Genomic DNA, 14,864 nt, shown 5'->3' with positions numbered 1-14,864 from the left:
GACACAATGACTCGAAATCCCCGGTTATGCGCGCTTGATCAGCATTTTACCGATCATCGGATCCCGCAACGGCGCCGCTTGCGCTACAATCCGCGCCGATTTCGACTTGCCTGAGAGCCCATTCCAATGTCCGTCTGCCAGACTCCTATCATCGTCGCCCTGGATTACCCCACTCGTGACGCCGCACTGAAGCTGGCTGACCAGTTGGACCCCACGCTTTGCCGGGTCAAGGTCGGCAAGGAACTGTTCACCAGCTGCGCCGCCGAAATCGTCGGTACTCTGCGTGACAAAGGCTTCGAAGTATTCCTCGACCTGAAATTCCATGACATCCCCAACACCACGGCCATGGCGGTTAAAGCCGCCGCCGAAATGGGCGTGTGGATGGTCAACGTGCACTGCTCCGGCGGCCTGCGCATGATGAACGCCTGCCGCGAAGTGCTCGAGCAGCGCAGCGGCCCGAAACCCTTGCTGATCGGTGTGACCGTGCTGACCAGCATGGAGCGCGAAGACCTGGCCGGCATCGGCCTGGACATCGAGCCGCAGGAGCAGGTCCTGCGCCTGGCGGCATTGGCGCAGAAGGCTGGCCTGGACGGCCTGGTCTGTTCGGCCCTGGAGGCCCAGGCGCTGAAGACCGCGCACCCGTCGCTGCAACGGGTGACCCCGGGGATTCGTCCGGCAGGCAGCGCCCAGGATGACCAGCGTCGTATCCTGACGCCGCGTCAGGCCCTGGATGCAGGCTCTGACTACCTGGTGATCGGTCGCCCGATCAGCCAGGCGGCGGATCCGGCGAAGGCACTGGCGGCAGTGGTCGCCGAAATCGCCTGATTGTCACGGATCTAAAATGTGGGAGCGGGCTTGCTCGCGAAAGCGGAGTGTCAGTCACCAGATGTGTGTCTGGCACAGCGTATTCGCGAGCAAGCCCGCACCACATTTCGATCAGCATTGTGTCAGTTAACCTTCAGAATCAACTTCCCGAAGTTCTCGCCGTTGAACAGCTTCATCAACGTCTCCGGGAACGTCTCCAGCCCCTCGACAATATCTTCCTTGCTCTTGAGCTTGCCTTGGGCCATCCAGCCGGCCATTTCCTGCCCTGCGGCGGCAAAGTTCGCCGCGTGGTCCATCACCACGAACCCTTCCATGCGCGCACGATTGACCAGCAACGACAAATAGTTGGCCGGGCCTTTCACCGCCTCTTTATTGTTGTACTGGCTGATTGCGCCGCAGATCACCACCCGCGCCTTCAAGGCCAGGCGGCTGAGCACGGCGTCGAGAATGTCGCCGCCAACGTTATCAAAATACACATCCACGCCTTTGGGGCACTCGCGCTTGAGGGCGGCGGGCACGTCTTCGCTTTTGTAGTCGATGGCTGCGTCAAAGCCCAGTTCATCAATGAGGAATTTGCACTTGTCGGCGCCCCCGGCAATGCCCACTACGCGGCAGCCCTTGAGCTTGGCAATCTGCCCGGCAATGCTGCCTACCGCACCGGCGGCGCCGGAGATCACCACCGTTTCCCCGGCCTTGGGCGCGCCGGTGTCGAGCAGGGCGAAGTAGGCGGTCATGCCGGTCATGCCCAGTGCTGACAGGTAGCGCGGCAGCGGCGCCAGTGTTGGGTCGACCTTATAAAAGCCGCGCGGCTCGCCCAGGAAATAATCCTGCACGCCCAGCGCGCCGTTCACATAATCACCCACCGCGAATTTCGGGTTGTTCGAGGCAATCACCTTGCCCACGCCCAGCGCCCGCATGACTTCGCCGATGCCGACCGGTGGAATGTAGGATTTACCCTCGTTCATCCAGCCACGCATGGCCGGGTCCAGGGACAGGTATTCATTGCGCACCAGCACTTGCCCGTCCGCTGGCGTGCCCACCGGCACTTCCTGGTAGGTAAAGGTCTCCCGCGTGGCCGCACCGACCGGGCGTTTGGCGAGCAGGAATTGGCGGTTGGTCTGGGCAGTCATGGCTGGGACTCTTCAAAAAGTGAGCCTTGAGTGATAGACCTTCAGCGGCTTGGGGGCAAGGTTAAGGGTGAGTGCGAATGCCCGCCGATAGGTTGGGCTGATAGTTGGCCTGGGCGTCTTATCACTGCCATTCATGCGACCCCAACCGGCCATATGATAGTGCTGACGCGCCGGCCATGCGCTTGGCTAGACTCGGCCCACGGCCATTTCTTGCATAGGACATCCCCCATGAGCATGACGTTTTCCGGCCAGGTCGCCCTGGTGACCGGCGCCGCCGCTGGTATTGGCCGCGCCACCGCGCTGGCATTTGCCGCAGAAGGCTTGAAAGTAGTGGTAGCCGACCTGGATGTGGCGGGCGGCGAGGGCACGGTTGCGTTGATTCAACAAACAGGCGCAGAAGCGCTGTTCGTGCGCTGCAATGTCACGCTGGACGCCGATGTGCAGCAATTGATGGCACAGACCATCGCCGCCTATGGGCGCCTGGACTATGCCTTCAACAACGCCGGCATCGAGATCGAGAAGGGCAAGCTGGCCGACGGCAGCCTGGATGAGTTCGATGCAATCATGGGCGTCAACGTCAAGGGCGTATGGTTGTGCATGAAGTATCAACTGCCGCTGTTGCTGGCCCAGGGTGGCGGTGCGATCGTCAATACTGCCTCGGTCGCCGGGTTGGGCGCTGCGCCGAAGATGAGCATTTATGCGGCGTCCAAGCATGCCGTGATCGGCCTGACCAAATCGGCCGCGATCGAATATGCGAAGAAGAAAATCCGCGTGAATGCGGTGTGCCCTGCGGTGATCGACACCGACATGTTCCGCCGAGCCTATGAAGCAGATCCGCGCAAAGCCGAGTTCGCCGCCGCCATGCACCCGGTCGGGCGCATTGGCAAGGTCGAGGAAATCGCCAGTGCCGTGCTGTACCTGTGCAGCGATGGGGCGGCGTTTACCACCGGGCAAGCTTTGGCGGTGGATGGCGGCGCAACGGCTATCTAGGACCCAATGCCATGCACTCTTCGAAAAGGATGGGGCCGCTGTGGGGCGTTTCCATGGGTGGCACAAGGCCTCGTCAGAATGTGTATCAGAAGGTAAATAAGTCAATAAAATCAATACTTTAATAAGAGTTTACGGCCGGTTTGAACGAGCTTCTGTGCTTAACTGTTTGGGGTTGAATAACAGACAGTTGAAGTGAGTGGCTCATGGATTTAGGGATCGATCGACAAGCCCTTGTACCGGTGGTGCAGCAAATCGTCAGCGCGGTGGCGCAATGGATACGCAAGAGCGGCGCAAGCCCCGGTACGCGCTTGCCGTCCATCCGGCAACTGGCCCTCGACAACCTGCTCAGCCAGTCCAGCGTGATAGAGGCTTTCGAACGAATGGTCGCCCAGGGTTTACTGGCGTCCAGGCAAGGCTCGGGATTTGTGGTCGCCCAGCCGCCTGTTTGCCTGGAAAGCCACTGGTATGAGGGGGCAGAGCTGGGTTGGGGCGACTATGTCGATGGCCCGTTGGGCGAGTTGAAGCTGGGTTGCGGCTGGCTGCCGGACACCTGGCGTGAAAGCGATGACCTGTGCTACGCGATACGGGAAATCAGCCGCACCGACACGGCTGGCCTTTTTAACTACAGCACGCCACTGGGCCTGCCGGCATTGCGCGAGCAACTGCTCAAGCGGCTGACCCAGATAAAGGTTGCCACCTGCCTGGATCGCATCCTGACCACCCATGGTGCCAGCCATGCACAGGACCTGCTGATACGCTCGCTGCTCAAGGCTGGCGATACAGTGGTGGTTGAGACGCCGGGCTACGCCAACCTCTATCGACAGTTGGAGCGCCAGGGTGTCACGTTGCTGGAAGTTCCGCGCACCGTGGGCGGCCCGGACATGCCGGTGCTCGAGCAACTGCTGCTGCGCCATCGCCCCAAGTGCCTGTTCATCAACTGCCTGTACCACAACCCCACGGGCACCAGCTTGTGCCGCGCCGTGGCCGAGCGGTTGCTGGAGCTGTCGCACCGTGATGGCTTCCTGATCATTGAAGAGGACGTTTTCGGCGACCTGCAGCACGCCAGTTGCACGCGGCTATCGGCGTTACCCCATGATGACCGGGTGATCTATGTTTCAAGCTTTTCCAAGACCTTGAGCAGTGCCTTGCGCGTGGGTTACGTCAGTGCCGACACGGCCATCGTTGCGCGTATGGCCAGCCTCAAGACCCTGACCGGTATCGGCACGTCACGGTTTGCCGAAACAGTGGTCGCCACGCTGTTGGCTAATGGCACTTACCGCAAGTGGGTGCAACGCCTGCGCAAGCGTTTGAATGCGCAAATGGCAGCCACTCTGGAGGTGCTGGAGGATGAGGAATGGCAGGTGTTTGCCGTGCCTGCCGGCGGTATGTTCGTGTGGGCGCGGCCGGGTCTGGGCGATCATTCCCGGTTGCAAGCGTGCGCGCGCAGGCTTGGCGTCTTGCTGTCGGGCGGGGCGCTGTTCACTCCCCGCGGCGAGCACAGTGACTGGCTGCGCATCAATGTGGCCTATGCTGCTGATCAGCGGGCGTTGGCGTTGTTCCGTGCCATGGGGCCTGCCAGATCGACCTCGACCATTCTGAAAACGACGAGCATGTAGCTTTTTGCCATTATTGTGGCGCCAACGTCTTGTGCCAATGGCGTCTCGTTGCGAATCTCACTGTATGGCAACCAGGCTTGCTGGCAGCTGCCCGTGCAAGAGGATTCAAGTGCAATGATTTCGGCCGTGCAACGACGTTTCGCCAACCTCGGTATGGCAAAAAAACTGGGCTTGGGCTTCTCCCTGGTGCTGCTGTTGACGGCGCTGGTGGCGGCCATTGGCGTGTGGTCGCTGCAAACCGTTGGCCAGCGTTTCGAAGGCCTCAATGCGATGTCTTCGCTCAACAGCGGCTTGCTCAAGGTGCGCTTGATCGAGCAGGACTACGCGTTGCATGCCGACCCCAAAGCCGTCGATGCCTTGCATGAAAGCGTCGATGCCCTGGCTGCTATGGCGGCCACGCTCAAGGCCCAGTCCGCCGCCAATGTGCCGGTGATGGGCGACGTTGAACAGGCGTTGGCCGCGTATCGCCAGGCGTTCGACGAATTTGTCGAGTTGACCCAGACCAAGGACCTGGCGCTGGAGATGGCCAGTTGGTCGGTCTCCAGCGTGGCCAATAACCTCGATGTGCTGCAAGCCGGCCTGGCCGACGATGGCGCCTATGGCCTCAAGGAAAGCCAGGGCAAAGAGGGCGCCGAGTTTATCGAGCAGGCCGGGCAGGTCAGCCAAGTGTCGCGGTTGATGTTGCAAGCCATGAACGAGGCGCGGGTGCGCCTGGACCAGAGCCGCAAGGCCGATGCCGACAACGCCGAGCAGGGCAAGATCGAACAGGCCGACCAGGCCCTGGCGCAGGTCGAGCAGCTGAAAACCGCGGTCAAGGACGCGGGTTACCAGACCGTGCTCAACGAGGTGTCCGGGCACATTGCCGCCTTCAGCGAAAAACTCGGTGAGTACACCGGTTTGCTGGCGCAGGAAAAAATCGTCTACAAGCAATTGCATGACCGCGCCGATCAGGTGGTCAGCCGGGTCAACCAGGCGTATGCCGCCGAAGACCAGTCGATGCAGGCGCAATTGAAGAAAAGCACGTTGCTGATCATCGGTTCCTCGGCGTTGGCGTTGTTGGTGGGGCTGGTTGCCGCCTGGCTGATTACCCGCCTGATCGTGGCGCCGCTGCGCCGTGTAATTGCCGTGGCCCAGCAGATTGCCGCCGGAGACCTGAGTGGGCGCATGGAGGTCAGTCGCCGTGATGAGATCGGCCAGCTGATGCAAGCGATGCAGCAGATGGGCACTGGCTTGAGCCAGATGGTCAGCGGCTTGCAGGCCGGCATCGAGCAATTGGCCAGCTCTGCACAATCACTCTCCAGCGTCACCGAACAAACCAATCTCGAGGTCAGCAGCCAGAAGGAGGAAACCGAACAGGTCGCCACGGCGATGAACCAGATGACTGCCACGGTGCATGACGTGGCGCGTAACGCCGAAGAAGCTGCGCAAGCGGCGCAGACCGCCGATGCCAAGGTCGACAGCGGCCAGCAGGTGGTGCGTCAGAGTCTGCAACGCATTGAGTTGCTGGCGTCCTCCAGCACCAGCGCCAGCGCCAGCATCGACAGCCTCAGTGCCGAAATCCAGCACATCGGTACGGTGTTGGGGGTGATCAAAAGTGTCGCCGAGCAGACCAACCTGCTGGCCCTTAACGCCGCCATCGAGGCCGCCCGTGCCGGCGAGCAAGGCCGAGGGTTTGCAGTGGTGGCCGATGAGGTGAGGGCGCTGGCCAAGCGTACTCAGCAATCGACCGAGGAGATCGAGCGGTTGGTGAGCACCTTGCGCAGTGCCGCGCAGTCGTCGGTGCAGCAGATTCAGCAAAGCGGCGAGCTGGTGAAGCTGGCCGTCAGCGATGCGCTGGAAACCGAGAGCGCGCTGGGCAGCATCGCCGCTGCCGTGTCCCTGATCCAGCAGATGAACCAGCAGATTGCCGCCGCCGCCGAGGAGCAAAGCTCGGTGGCCGAAGAGATCAATCGCAGTGTCACCAGTATCCGCGCGAGTGCCGACCAATCGGCGCTGAGCATGCAAGGCAACGCCGCGTCGAGCATTCAGCTGGCGCAGTTGGGGGCGCAGCTCAAGGGTATGGTGGGGCACTTCCGCCTTTGATCCATGAGCAAAGGCGGAGCCGTACGATCAGGCGTTGTTGGCGAGGAAGGTCAGCAGGGCTTCGTTGACGAAGTCCGGGTTTTCGCGGCTGGAGATATGCCCGGCGTCTGGAATCAGGGTCAGGCTGCAACCGATCAGCGCGGCCATTTCCCTGGATTCGGCGGGTGGGCGTGGCTTGTCCTGCTCACCGCACATGATCAGGGTGGTGTCGGTGTCCAGGCGGTGCAGTTGGTCGAGGATATCGGCGCGGCTGAAGATGTGACGGCCCAATGGCACGATGCTGTCCAGCAGGCGCTCCTTGGAGAAAGCCCGCAGCGACTGGCGAAAATCCTGGTACAGCGCAGATTCGCGGTCGATGCCTGGCCGGAAGAAGATCGGTGCGATCACATCCAGTAACGGCTCAGGGATGGCGCCGGCGTCCTCGATCATCTTGAACAGCGAAAAGTAATACTGGCGCGTGGTCTCGGGCTCGGCACCGAGGTAGGTGTCCATCAGCACCAGGCTGTTGATGCGCTGCGGCGCCAGCAGCGCCAGGCGTGCGCCCCACATGCCGCCTACCGACAGGCCCACCAGGTTGATCTGTGCGATGTCCAGCTGGTCCAGCAGGGCCAGGGTCTGGCGCGCCAGGTCGTCGAGGGACTGGGTTTGGGCCGGCAGCGGGCCGGATTCACCATGGCCCCACAACTCGGGGACGATCACGCGGTACTGTTGCGACAGGGCTTCGATTTGCGGCGCCCACATGTGGCGGTCCCACAGGTAGCTTGAGCCCAGCAGAACGACCGGGCCGGTGCCTTGGTCGACATAGTGCAGCGGTTGTCCATCAATGACGGCGACAGGCATAGCAGGCCTCTGACTTCACGGAGTTAGGGGCACTTTTTTACGCTAGTCGGGGGCGGGGGGATAGGTGCAAAGTGATGGCACTTGGTGGTGGCGTGGTGGGGTGGGCTGGGTTGGGCTGTTGGGTGAATATCCATTATTTAGGTAACGGCGGCTTATGGTTCCGCTCTTACAGCGGGTCACTTTTGGCAAACGCCCCAAAAGTAACCAAAAGGTCTTCGCCCCAACACTCGGTGCCTCGCTGTGGCTCGGCATGCCCGCAATCCGACACTGATTTGGGGGGCCGCCGCCACGCGCCATCCATGGCGCGGGGCGGCTAAACCGGCATCCCTGCCGGTTTACCCCCCAAATCACTGTCGAATTCCGGCCATCGTGTTTGACGGGGCGCTTTCAGATCAAGATCAAGATCAACAGCGCAGATCAAAAGACCGCTGACTTCGTCATCGAAAAGGATGTAAGGGCCGGAGCAACAGCAACAGCAACAGCAAAAACAAAAGCAAAAGCAACAGCAGAGCCATACTCGGTCAACTGTGGGAGCTGGCTTGCCTGCGATGGCATCAACTTGGTGTACCTGACACACCGAGGTGCCTGCATCGCAGGCAAGCCAGCTCCCACAGAAAAGCAGATCCCACAGAAAAGCAGATCCCACAGAAAAGCAGATCCCACAGAAAAGCAGATCCCAGGTGTATGCGAATCCGCTTTTCGCTTTTGCTTTAACCACTCAGGTCGGCTACTAGGCCGCCGTGCTCTGCTTTTGATTTTGATCTGAGGCGCCCCGTTAACCACGCTGGCCGAACGCAGGCTTGAATCCGTGGGTAACCCGGCAGGACGCCGGGTTAGCCGCGCTGGGCCAAGGATGGCCCATCGCGGCGGCCCACGGATTCAAGCCGGAGTGAGGGCACACCGAGCCTAGGCGAGGTGCCGAGTGGTGGGGCGAAGACCTTTTGCTTACTTTTGGGTCTTTCCAAAAGTGAGCCGCCGTAAGGGCGGAACCCTAAGTAGCCGTTACCGCAGCAACGGATATGTACCCAACCCACCCATCCACCGCGCGCGCGCCCCAACGATCAATCGTAAATAGCTTTCTTTTTCCACTCCGCATCGGCATCCACAACTTTAAGCCCTTCAGTCAACTCATTGACCTCATCTTCAGCCGGCTTGCTGTTGGTCAATACCGTGGAATTGGCGCGGGCCAGTTGGCTTTCGAGCAATTGCAGCTGCGCGCTGTAGAGCGCCGGCTCCGGCTGTTTGCGCAGGTACTGCACGCCGCGCTCGAATGCCAGGCGTGCCTGGCCGGGTTGGTTCTGTTGCAGGGCGTGCTGGCCGAGGTTGTTGAAGAACTCGATGTGCAGCAGCACCAGGATATGGCGAATTTCCTTGATCCAGTGCTTGGCCTCGTTGGTCGGCAGAAAACCATCCTGAGCCGCACGGGTCACTTGACCATGCAGGGCTTCGAGGAGGAAGCGCACGTCCTTGGCCTTGGCTTCGGTCTGGATCGGCGCCGGTGGGTTGGTCACGGGAATAGATTCGCCCTGGGCGATCAGCGCATTCAACTCAGTGATACGCGCCTTGAGTGCTGCACTGGACTTGTTGAGGTGCAACAGGCGCTGGTTGACGTTGAGCTCAAGGCGGGTGAGCAGCAGCTTGAGCGCCGGGGTCATCAATTGGCCAGGAAAGGTCTCGGTGATTTCACCGCACCGACGCAGCCGATCATTGAGCTCGATCTCGGTACGTTTTTTTTCCAGTTTGTTGTTTTCCACCACGTGGTTCATGTAGCCAATGGCGATCAGTATTACGATCCCGGCTATTACCAGCAGGGTGATCATGAGTGGTGTCACCGGTGTGACCTCTTTTATAGGGTTTGCTGTGGAGTGTAGTGACTGGACCATCCGGCGGATAGGGCTGTACGACCAGTTGCCCAGGTAGTTTCTTCTATATAGGTAAGCGTGACAGAGCGGGCTCCTTGCATAGATGCACATTGCCATCATTTACTCGGGCCAACTATAGCGTCTTGTCGGGCGCCAGAATATAGGCGTCAAAGCCCCCACGGGCAGAATGCTCGCAAAGGCCTGGAAAGCAGGTCGAAGTCATTGATTTAAATAAATTTATCCTTGGGGGTTGACGACCTTTCAATCCATCCATAGAATGCGCGCCACTTACAGCGTAAAGCACACAGCGAAACGCGGTAAGGAGTGAATGTTGTACGTGTGTCCCCTTCGTCTAGTGGCCTAGGACACCGCCCTTTCACGGCGGTAACAGGGGTTCGAGTCCCCTAGGGGACGCCAATATGCGGGAATAGCTCAGTTGGTAGAGCACGACCTTGCCAAGGTCGGGGTCGCGAGTTCGAGTCTCGTTTCCCGCTCCAATTTACAAGCAATGTGGCCCTCGGGCGGCATTGAGTGAAACCAGGGCATAATCTTCGGATTTAACCTCTGGGCACTGAAACACACACCATGTGTTTCAGTTGTGTGTCCCCTTCGTCTAGTGGCCTAGGACACCGCCCTTTCACGGCGGTAACAGGGGTTCGAGTCCCCTAGGGGACGCCATTTTGCGGGAATAGCTCAGTTGGTAGAGCACGACCTTGCCAAGGTCGGGGTCGCGAGTTCGAGTCTCGTTTCCCGCTCCATATTCAACAAAAACGCCGATCAGCAATGATCGGCGTTTTTGTTTGCGCTGAATTTACTCAGCCGGGTCAGGAACAGGCCCAACCACAGCGTTTTGCCGATTGATAAACACTCTGCGTGGACAGTGCCATGTGTGTGCTGGGTGGCGAATAGGCTCGGCCATGGTCAGCAAGAGCACGAAACTGGTGAAAGAGCCAATGGCCAGGAAGATGAACACCTGGTTCCAGCCCAGGCTGTCCAGCAGCAGGCCGTTCAAGAGCGGCTCTGCCGGCGACAAAAACTCGCCCGGTTCCATCACTTTTAGTTTTTCTAAAGGTTTTGCAGCGAGTGAACCTCTCAACTGTGTAGGTCTTGTTGTTAAGTGTGTGGGAATAGTCTGTAGTTAATCGCGGGTGGGTGTGTACTGGGTCTGCTGTCTCTACTCTGGCCAGCCCAGTGTGCCTGTTCACGTCGGAGAACTGCCCAGATGTTCCAACTCGATTTTTATTCAACCCTGGTGGCCGCCTCTCTGGTGTTGCTGTTGGGGCGTTGGCTGGTCGCCCGCATCGGCTTTTTACGCGCCTACAGCATTCCGGAGCCGGTGGTCGGCGGCTTATTGGTGGCTGCGCTGCTGCTGTTGCTGCGCGCATTGACGGATATCGAAGTTCGATTCGACGCCTCATTGCAGGCCCCCTTGATGCTGGCATTCTTTGCCACCATCGGCCTGAATGCGGACTTTGCCAGCCTGAAGAAAGGCGGGCGCATCCTCGGCATCTTCCTGCTGGTCGTGACGGCCCTGCTGGTGGTGCAAAATGCCATGGGCATTGCCCTGGCCAAGGCGCTGGGTCTCGACCCGTTGATGGGGCTGTTGGCAGGCTCCGTCACCCTGTCCGGCGGCCACGGCACCGGCGCGGCCTGGGGCGCCGTGTTCAGCGAAAAATATGGCGTGGCTTCGGCGTCCGAACTGGCGATTGCCTCGGCGACGTTTGGCTTGGTACTGGGTGGGCTGATCGGTGGCCCGGTTGCACGTTTGTTGATCAAACGTGTGCAGGTGCCTGGTGTTGAACTGGCGCTACCGCCTCAGCCCAAAGGCTTTGAGCAGCCCAACCAGGAACGCATGATCACCTCGTTTTCGTTTATCGAGACCCTGGCGTTATTGGCGATCAGCTTGCAGGTCGGCACATTCCTGTATGGCTTTATTAAAGGTACGGCTTTCGAGTTGCCGACGTTTGTATGCGTGCTGTTTGTGGGCGTGGTGTTGCGCAACGGCTTGTCGGCGCTGGGCTGGCATCAGGTGTTTGAGCGTGAAGTGTCGCTGCTGGGCAATGTCAGCTTGTCGTTGTTCCTGGCGATTGCGCTGATGTCGCTCAAACTCTGGGACCTGGCGGCGCTGGCCTTGCCGATTGTGATTTTGTTGGCGGCCCAGGCGTTGCTGATGGCGCTTTTCGCGATTTTCGTGACGTTCCGGGTCATGGGCCGCAACTATGACGCGGCCGTACTGGCGGCGGGGCACTGCGGTTTTGGCTTGGGTGCCACGCCGACCGCCATCGCCAATATGCAGGCGGTCACGCAGCGCTTCGGGCCTTCGCCGATTGCGTTTCTGGTGGTGCCGATGGTGGGGGCGTTCTTTATCGACATTACCAATGCGGTGGTGATCAAGTTGTACCTGGCGCTGCCGTTTCTGGGGGCGGCGGGCTGAGGGGGCCTTCGAATGGTCGCCAAGCGGCTGCGTCCTGACGGATCAGTACGGCGTCGTGGCTCATGTACAGGTCGATTACCTGTTCTATTTGCACGTGGCGAAGTTTGAAGTTGTGCGTGGGGGTGATTATCGCGCCATGTTTGTACAGCGTGTAAAAATGCACCTCCCCCGAGAGTTGCAATCCGGCCTCTTGCTGCGCAACTTCGAAAGCTTTATCCGGCAATTGCACTCGAAAATACGACAGCAACGGCCAGCGTTTTCGTTGTTCTTTGTCTGACCCGGCACCTACGGCCTCATAAGCACGGCGCATCCCCAGCACTCTCTGGTGGTACTGCGCGGTACGGGTCTGCCCGGTGATGGCCAGCGACAGTTGCCCCTCCAATGCGGCCTGCGTGTAGTCGCTGTATTCATAGGCACCGTACTGCACCACTGGGCGTCCCTGGGATTCAATCAAGGTGGGACCGGCGCGACCATCCCAGGCAGGGCTGTCGCCCAGGCCGATTTCGCTGTCTGTCAGCGGAATGACCGTGGCGGAAACATTGCGCGGTTCAAAGCTGCGGGTGGAATCAGGCGCCACCCCTGGCCAGTACGAGCCGAGTGCCGCACAGATGCGTGCATCCTCAGTAAACGGGCTGGCTAACTGATAACCGCACAGCATGTTCGTAAACGGAGCGTCGACCAGGCCCCGGCCCACTTCCCAGCCCGGCCCAAAGACCCCGCTGGCGAAATCCGGCAACCAGGATTGCCGTTGAGCATGCTGCACAGGCAGGGCCGAGCCAGGTGTTGTGGAAAACTGTGGGTGGGAGACGATGGCGGTGACGCCGCGGTCTTCAGGGGCGAAGTACCCACCGGCAAGGGCTTGATTGATAAAAAAACGCACGTCGGACAGTGGGTTCACCCGCGTATGCCAAACCTCTGGACAGGGCGGCGCAGGGCAAGGGAAAACGCCAGGGTCACTGGACCATCGCTTGAGTTCCCGCTGCCCGCACAACGGAAAAAAATCCGGCGCACCGATGATGGAGTAGGCGGCAATGCTCGCCAGTTCCAGGGCAGGGCATTGGGCACGTACCCAGCCGTCGGCCATGGCATCCTGATAATGCAGGGCTCGGTAGCCGCCCGCCTTGACGATGGCGTCGACATCCTCACGCTGGTTGAGGTCTTCGATCGAACCGTCGTCGCGCAAATGATGGCGCCCATGCACCAACCCGCCGGTATTTGCGGGCATCATGAACGACAGCGGACGGTCTTGGTAACAGGCCAGTTCCACCAGCGCGTCTTTGGCGTCGGGCATCAACAGCCCCGGCGCGAATTCATCAGTATTCGCCCAATGGCACAAGCCCTCGGTGATGACGAAAGGCGCGTTGAGAATGTCAGGCTCTTGCCAGCCGGTATCGGGAAAGCGCCGATGGATCTGTGCGATTTTTTCATTGATCTGATGGTTTTCCAGCTGCACGGTCAGGTCCATCCCGGCCAGGCATTCGTGGCCATCGAACACTTTGTGCAACGGCACCCAGAACTCCAGATCCTCATCGATAGGTTGAGCATCCATTGGGCCAAACTGCGCCGGTTGGCCGGTGTGCCGGGCAGCGATGAACGCGCCGTAGCGCGCCGGTATCACCCGCATCTGATTCGGCTGGCCTTCGACAAAGGGCAAAAAGCCTCGTTGCTGCGGGTTATACAGTGCGTTCGCTGTACCGACCCGGGCCACCCCGGTGCGTGAAAAACACAGGTCCGCCTGGCGGCTGTGCACGGTTTCGGCGTAGGGCCGGTATTCATAGGCAAACACTGCAATCGCCAGTGGCGCCTCACCGGCTCGTTGCTGCAAAGCCGCCAGGGTCGGGGGAGTGGCGCCATAGACATAATTGAGGATGTGCTCGATTTCAGCGGCTGTGGGGAAGGCCGTGAGCGTTTCACCGTTGACCCCAGTGACCACATTGGGCGAGGCGAATGCATGAAACAACAGGCTGTCGGCCGGGCGCCCAGGCTCTATGCCGCGTGTGGCATCGCCGGAAAAATCCTCAAAGCCTGCTTGGGTGCGGTCAATCTGCAGAGGCCTGGCGAGCTCTTCACGCAGGCTTGACGAGGTGATGTCCAGGCCGTGATGCATCAGCAGCTCACGCCATCCTGCCGGGGCCAGACGTGTGCAAGCGTGTTCTACAGCGCTGATCAAGGGCATCAAGACTCCTCCGATGGAAATCAAGGGAAAGAGTACGCAAAGGTGCAAAGTGCAGTAACTGACCGAACGGCTAGGTCACCGTTGAGGGCTTCTTAGGCAGGGTGGGTCGTCGTTCGTCTAATTCAGGGTGTAAACGTCCTGTTTGGGCATGAAAAAACGCGAAAACAGTTCGGACTGCGACTTGATGTTGAGCTTGTTGTAAATATTGCGTCGGTGCACTTTGATGGTTTCGGTCGACAGCGCCAGTTTGCCGGCGATTTCTTTATTGGAGAAACCACTGAGCAGCAACTTGAGCACGTCCTTCTCGCGCGTGGTGATCTGCGTGCCCAATTGCGCAATGGCTTCGGACCAGGGCGGCGGCTCACTAAGGTTTTTTTCCTCATCCACTTCAAAGCACATGCGTTGATGCATCAACGCCATGACCCAGGGCTTGATGATATCCAGAGTGGTGATCTGTTCCGGGGTGTAGCGCGTGTTACTGCCAAATGAAATACACAGGGTTCGATCCGCGTCGAGCTGGACGTTGTACTGCACCTCATCGACGGACACGTACCGGGCGAAATACTGATGGTAGTACTCGGTGGTCAGGAAGTGCTCGGGGGCGATGTCTGACAGGTGGAAGAAACCACTCTGCGGGTTTTCACGGTTGGCAATGTAAAATGGGTCCAGCAGGTAAAGGCCTTTTACATACAGCTGCGTCAGGGCGTCGACTTCGTCGGCATCCGCTACCTCGGTCACGCTGACGACGTTGACTTGCTGGTTGCTGAACACCAGGACCACCCAATTGTCGATCTGCACATACTCATTCAAGACGCGGACCAGCGAGCTCCAGAAGGCTGGGCGATTCAGCTCCATGATCAGCTTGCCGGCCGACCGGTGCCAGGCGAGATTGTGTAGGTCGAGTGACAT

The 14,864-nt window shown here is 59.8% G+C and carries 12 protein-coding genes, 4 tRNA genes and 1 pseudogene; 11 read left to right on the top strand and 6 right to left on the bottom strand.

Annotated elements, in window-relative coordinates:
• Window positions 1-126 precede the first annotated feature (126 nt).
• Entirely contained in the window at window positions 127-825 is a 699-nt protein-coding gene (pyrF, locus tag QF043_RS19425) for an orotidine-5'-phosphate decarboxylase (protein WP_307419842.1), read from the top strand.
• A gap of 122 nt (window positions 826-947) precedes the next feature.
• Here pyrF and QF043_RS19420 read toward each other — a convergent pair whose 3' ends face one another.
• Window positions 948-1,955, bottom strand: a complete 1,008-nt coding sequence (locus QF043_RS19420) for an NADP-dependent oxidoreductase (protein WP_307419840.1) — start codon at window positions 1,953-1,955, stop codon at window positions 948-950.
• Window positions 1,956-2,183: 228 nt separating this feature from the next.
• On the opposite strand from QF043_RS19420, the gene QF043_RS19415 reads away from it, so the two are divergent.
• The 4 genes and pseudogenes from QF043_RS19415 (at window position 2,184) to QF043_RS30835 (ending at window position 6,643) form a co-directional block, all read left to right on the top strand.
• Entirely contained in the window at window positions 2,184-2,945 is a 762-nt protein-coding gene (locus QF043_RS19415) for an SDR family oxidoreductase (RefSeq protein ID WP_305458765.1), read from the top strand.
• Window positions 2,946-3,148: 203 nt separating this feature from the next.
• Window positions 3,149-4,561, top strand: a complete 1,413-nt coding sequence (locus tag QF043_RS19410; protein WP_307419838.1) for a PLP-dependent aminotransferase family protein — start codon at window positions 3,149-3,151, stop codon at window positions 4,559-4,561.
• 114 nt (window positions 4,562-4,675) lie between these two features.
• Window positions 4,676-5,785 (top strand): annotated as a pseudogene (locus QF043_RS30840) (HAMP domain-containing protein); the annotation flags it as partial.
• Entirely contained in the window at window positions 5,762-6,643 is an 882-nt protein-coding gene (locus QF043_RS30835; RefSeq protein ID WP_371919101.1) for a methyl-accepting chemotaxis protein, read from the top strand. The pseudogene QF043_RS30840 and the gene QF043_RS30835, both read left to right, overlap by 24 nt.
• 27 nt (window positions 6,644-6,670) lie before the next feature.
• Here the strand turns inward: QF043_RS30835 and QF043_RS19400 are convergent, their stop codons facing one another.
• Window positions 6,671-7,483: an alpha/beta fold hydrolase gene (locus QF043_RS19400; RefSeq protein WP_307419835.1), complete on the bottom strand. Its 813-nt coding sequence runs from the start codon at window positions 7,481-7,483 to the stop codon at window positions 6,671-6,673.
• Between the two features lie 373 nt (window positions 7,484-7,856).
• On the opposite strand from QF043_RS19400, the gene QF043_RS19395 reads away from it, so the two are divergent.
• A complete protein-coding gene (locus QF043_RS19395) occupies window positions 7,857-8,249 on the top strand; it encodes a hypothetical protein (RefSeq protein WP_307419834.1) in 393 nt (130 codons plus the stop codon).
• A gap of 295 nt (window positions 8,250-8,544) precedes the next feature.
• On the opposite strand, the gene QF043_RS19390 is transcribed toward QF043_RS19395, so the two are convergent.
• Window positions 8,545-9,303 (bottom strand): hypothetical protein, encoded by a 759-nt coding sequence (locus QF043_RS19390; RefSeq protein ID WP_218177959.1) that lies wholly within the window; start codon window positions 9,301-9,303, stop codon window positions 8,545-8,547.
• A gap of 383 nt (window positions 9,304-9,686) precedes the next feature.
• On the opposite strand from QF043_RS19390, the gene QF043_RS19385 reads away from it, so the two are divergent.
• The 4 genes from QF043_RS19385 to QF043_RS19370 all read left to right on the top strand — a co-directional run bounded on the left by QF043_RS19385 (window position 9,687) and on the right by QF043_RS19370 (window position 10,103).
• Window positions 9,687-9,762: transfer RNA gene (locus QF043_RS19385), tRNA-Glu, on the top strand.
• A gap of 4 nt (window positions 9,763-9,766) precedes the next feature.
• Window positions 9,767-9,842, top strand: a tRNA-Gly gene (locus tag QF043_RS19380).
• Window positions 9,843-9,947: 105 nt separating this feature from the next.
• Window positions 9,948-10,023 (top strand) — tRNA-Glu (locus tag QF043_RS19375).
• A gap of 4 nt (window positions 10,024-10,027) precedes the next feature.
• A tRNA-Gly gene (locus tag QF043_RS19370) sits at window positions 10,028-10,103 on the top strand.
• A 53-nt stretch (window positions 10,104-10,156) separates the two neighbouring features.
• Here the strand turns inward: QF043_RS19370 and QF043_RS19365 are convergent.
• A complete protein-coding gene (locus QF043_RS19365) occupies window positions 10,157-10,441 on the bottom strand; it encodes a hypothetical protein (protein ID WP_307419833.1) in 285 nt (94 codons plus the stop codon).
• A gap of 126 nt (window positions 10,442-10,567) precedes the next feature.
• On the opposite strand from QF043_RS19365, the gene gltS reads away from it, so the two are divergent.
• Window positions 10,568-11,779 carry a sodium/glutamate symporter gene (gene gltS, locus QF043_RS19360; protein ID WP_307419832.1) on the top strand — a complete coding sequence of 404 codons (1,212 nt, stop codon included), beginning with the start codon at window positions 10,568-10,570 and terminating at the stop codon, window positions 11,777-11,779.
• Here the strand turns inward: gltS and QF043_RS19355 are convergent.
• Together QF043_RS19355 and QF043_RS19350 are read right to left on the bottom strand one after the other, a co-directional pair.
• On the bottom strand, window positions 11,736-13,955 hold the full coding sequence (locus tag QF043_RS19355) for a hypothetical protein (protein ID WP_307419831.1): 2,220 nt from the start codon (window positions 13,953-13,955) through the stop codon (window positions 11,736-11,738). The genes gltS and QF043_RS19355 overlap by 44 nt on opposite strands.
• 117 nt (window positions 13,956-14,072) lie before the next feature.
• A complete protein-coding gene (locus tag QF043_RS19350) occupies window positions 14,073-14,864 on the bottom strand; it encodes a response regulator transcription factor (RefSeq protein WP_305458779.1) in 792 nt (263 codons plus the stop codon).

This window comes from Pseudomonas sp. W3I7, assembly GCF_030816095.1.
Taxonomy (GTDB): Bacteria; Pseudomonadota; Gammaproteobacteria; order Pseudomonadales; family Pseudomonadaceae; genus Aquipseudomonas; species Aquipseudomonas salomonii.
The sequence above is the reverse complement of the archived record's forward strand: the minus strand, read 5'-3'. Positions and strand labels throughout refer to the sequence as shown.

Bases quoted from the DNA above. Each gene is read 5' to 3' on its own strand.
- QF043_RS19350 (WP_305458779.1), bottom strand. From the start codon at position 14,864: ATGTCACTCGACCTACACAATCTCGCCTGGCACCGGTCGGCCGGCAAG.
- QF043_RS19400 (WP_307419835.1), bottom strand. From the start codon at position 7,483: ATGCCTGTCGCCGTCATTGATGGACAACCGCTGCACTATGTCGACCAA.
- QF043_RS19410 (WP_307419838.1), top strand. From the start codon at position 3,149: ATGGATTTAGGGATCGATCGACAAGCCCTTGTACCGGTGGTGCAGCAA.
- QF043_RS19420 (WP_307419840.1), bottom strand. From the start codon at position 1,955: ATGACTGCCCAGACCAACCGCCAATTCCTGCTCGCCAAACGCCCGGTC.
- QF043_RS19355 (WP_307419831.1), bottom strand. From the start codon at position 13,955: ATGCCCTTGATCAGCGCTGTAGAACACGCTTGCACACGTCTGGCCCCG.
- QF043_RS19390 (WP_218177959.1), bottom strand. From the start codon at position 9,303: ATGATCACCCTGCTGGTAATAGCCGGGATCGTAATACTGATCGCCATT.
- QF043_RS19415 (WP_305458765.1), top strand. From the start codon at position 2,184: ATGAGCATGACGTTTTCCGGCCAGGTCGCCCTGGTGACCGGCGCCGCC.
- pyrF (WP_307419842.1), top strand. From the start codon at position 127: ATGTCCGTCTGCCAGACTCCTATCATCGTCGCCCTGGATTACCCCACT.
- QF043_RS30835 (WP_371919101.1), top strand. From the start codon at position 5,762: ATGCAAGCGATGCAGCAGATGGGCACTGGCTTGAGCCAGATGGTCAGC.
- gltS (WP_307419832.1), top strand. From the start codon at position 10,568: ATGTTCCAACTCGATTTTTATTCAACCCTGGTGGCCGCCTCTCTGGTG.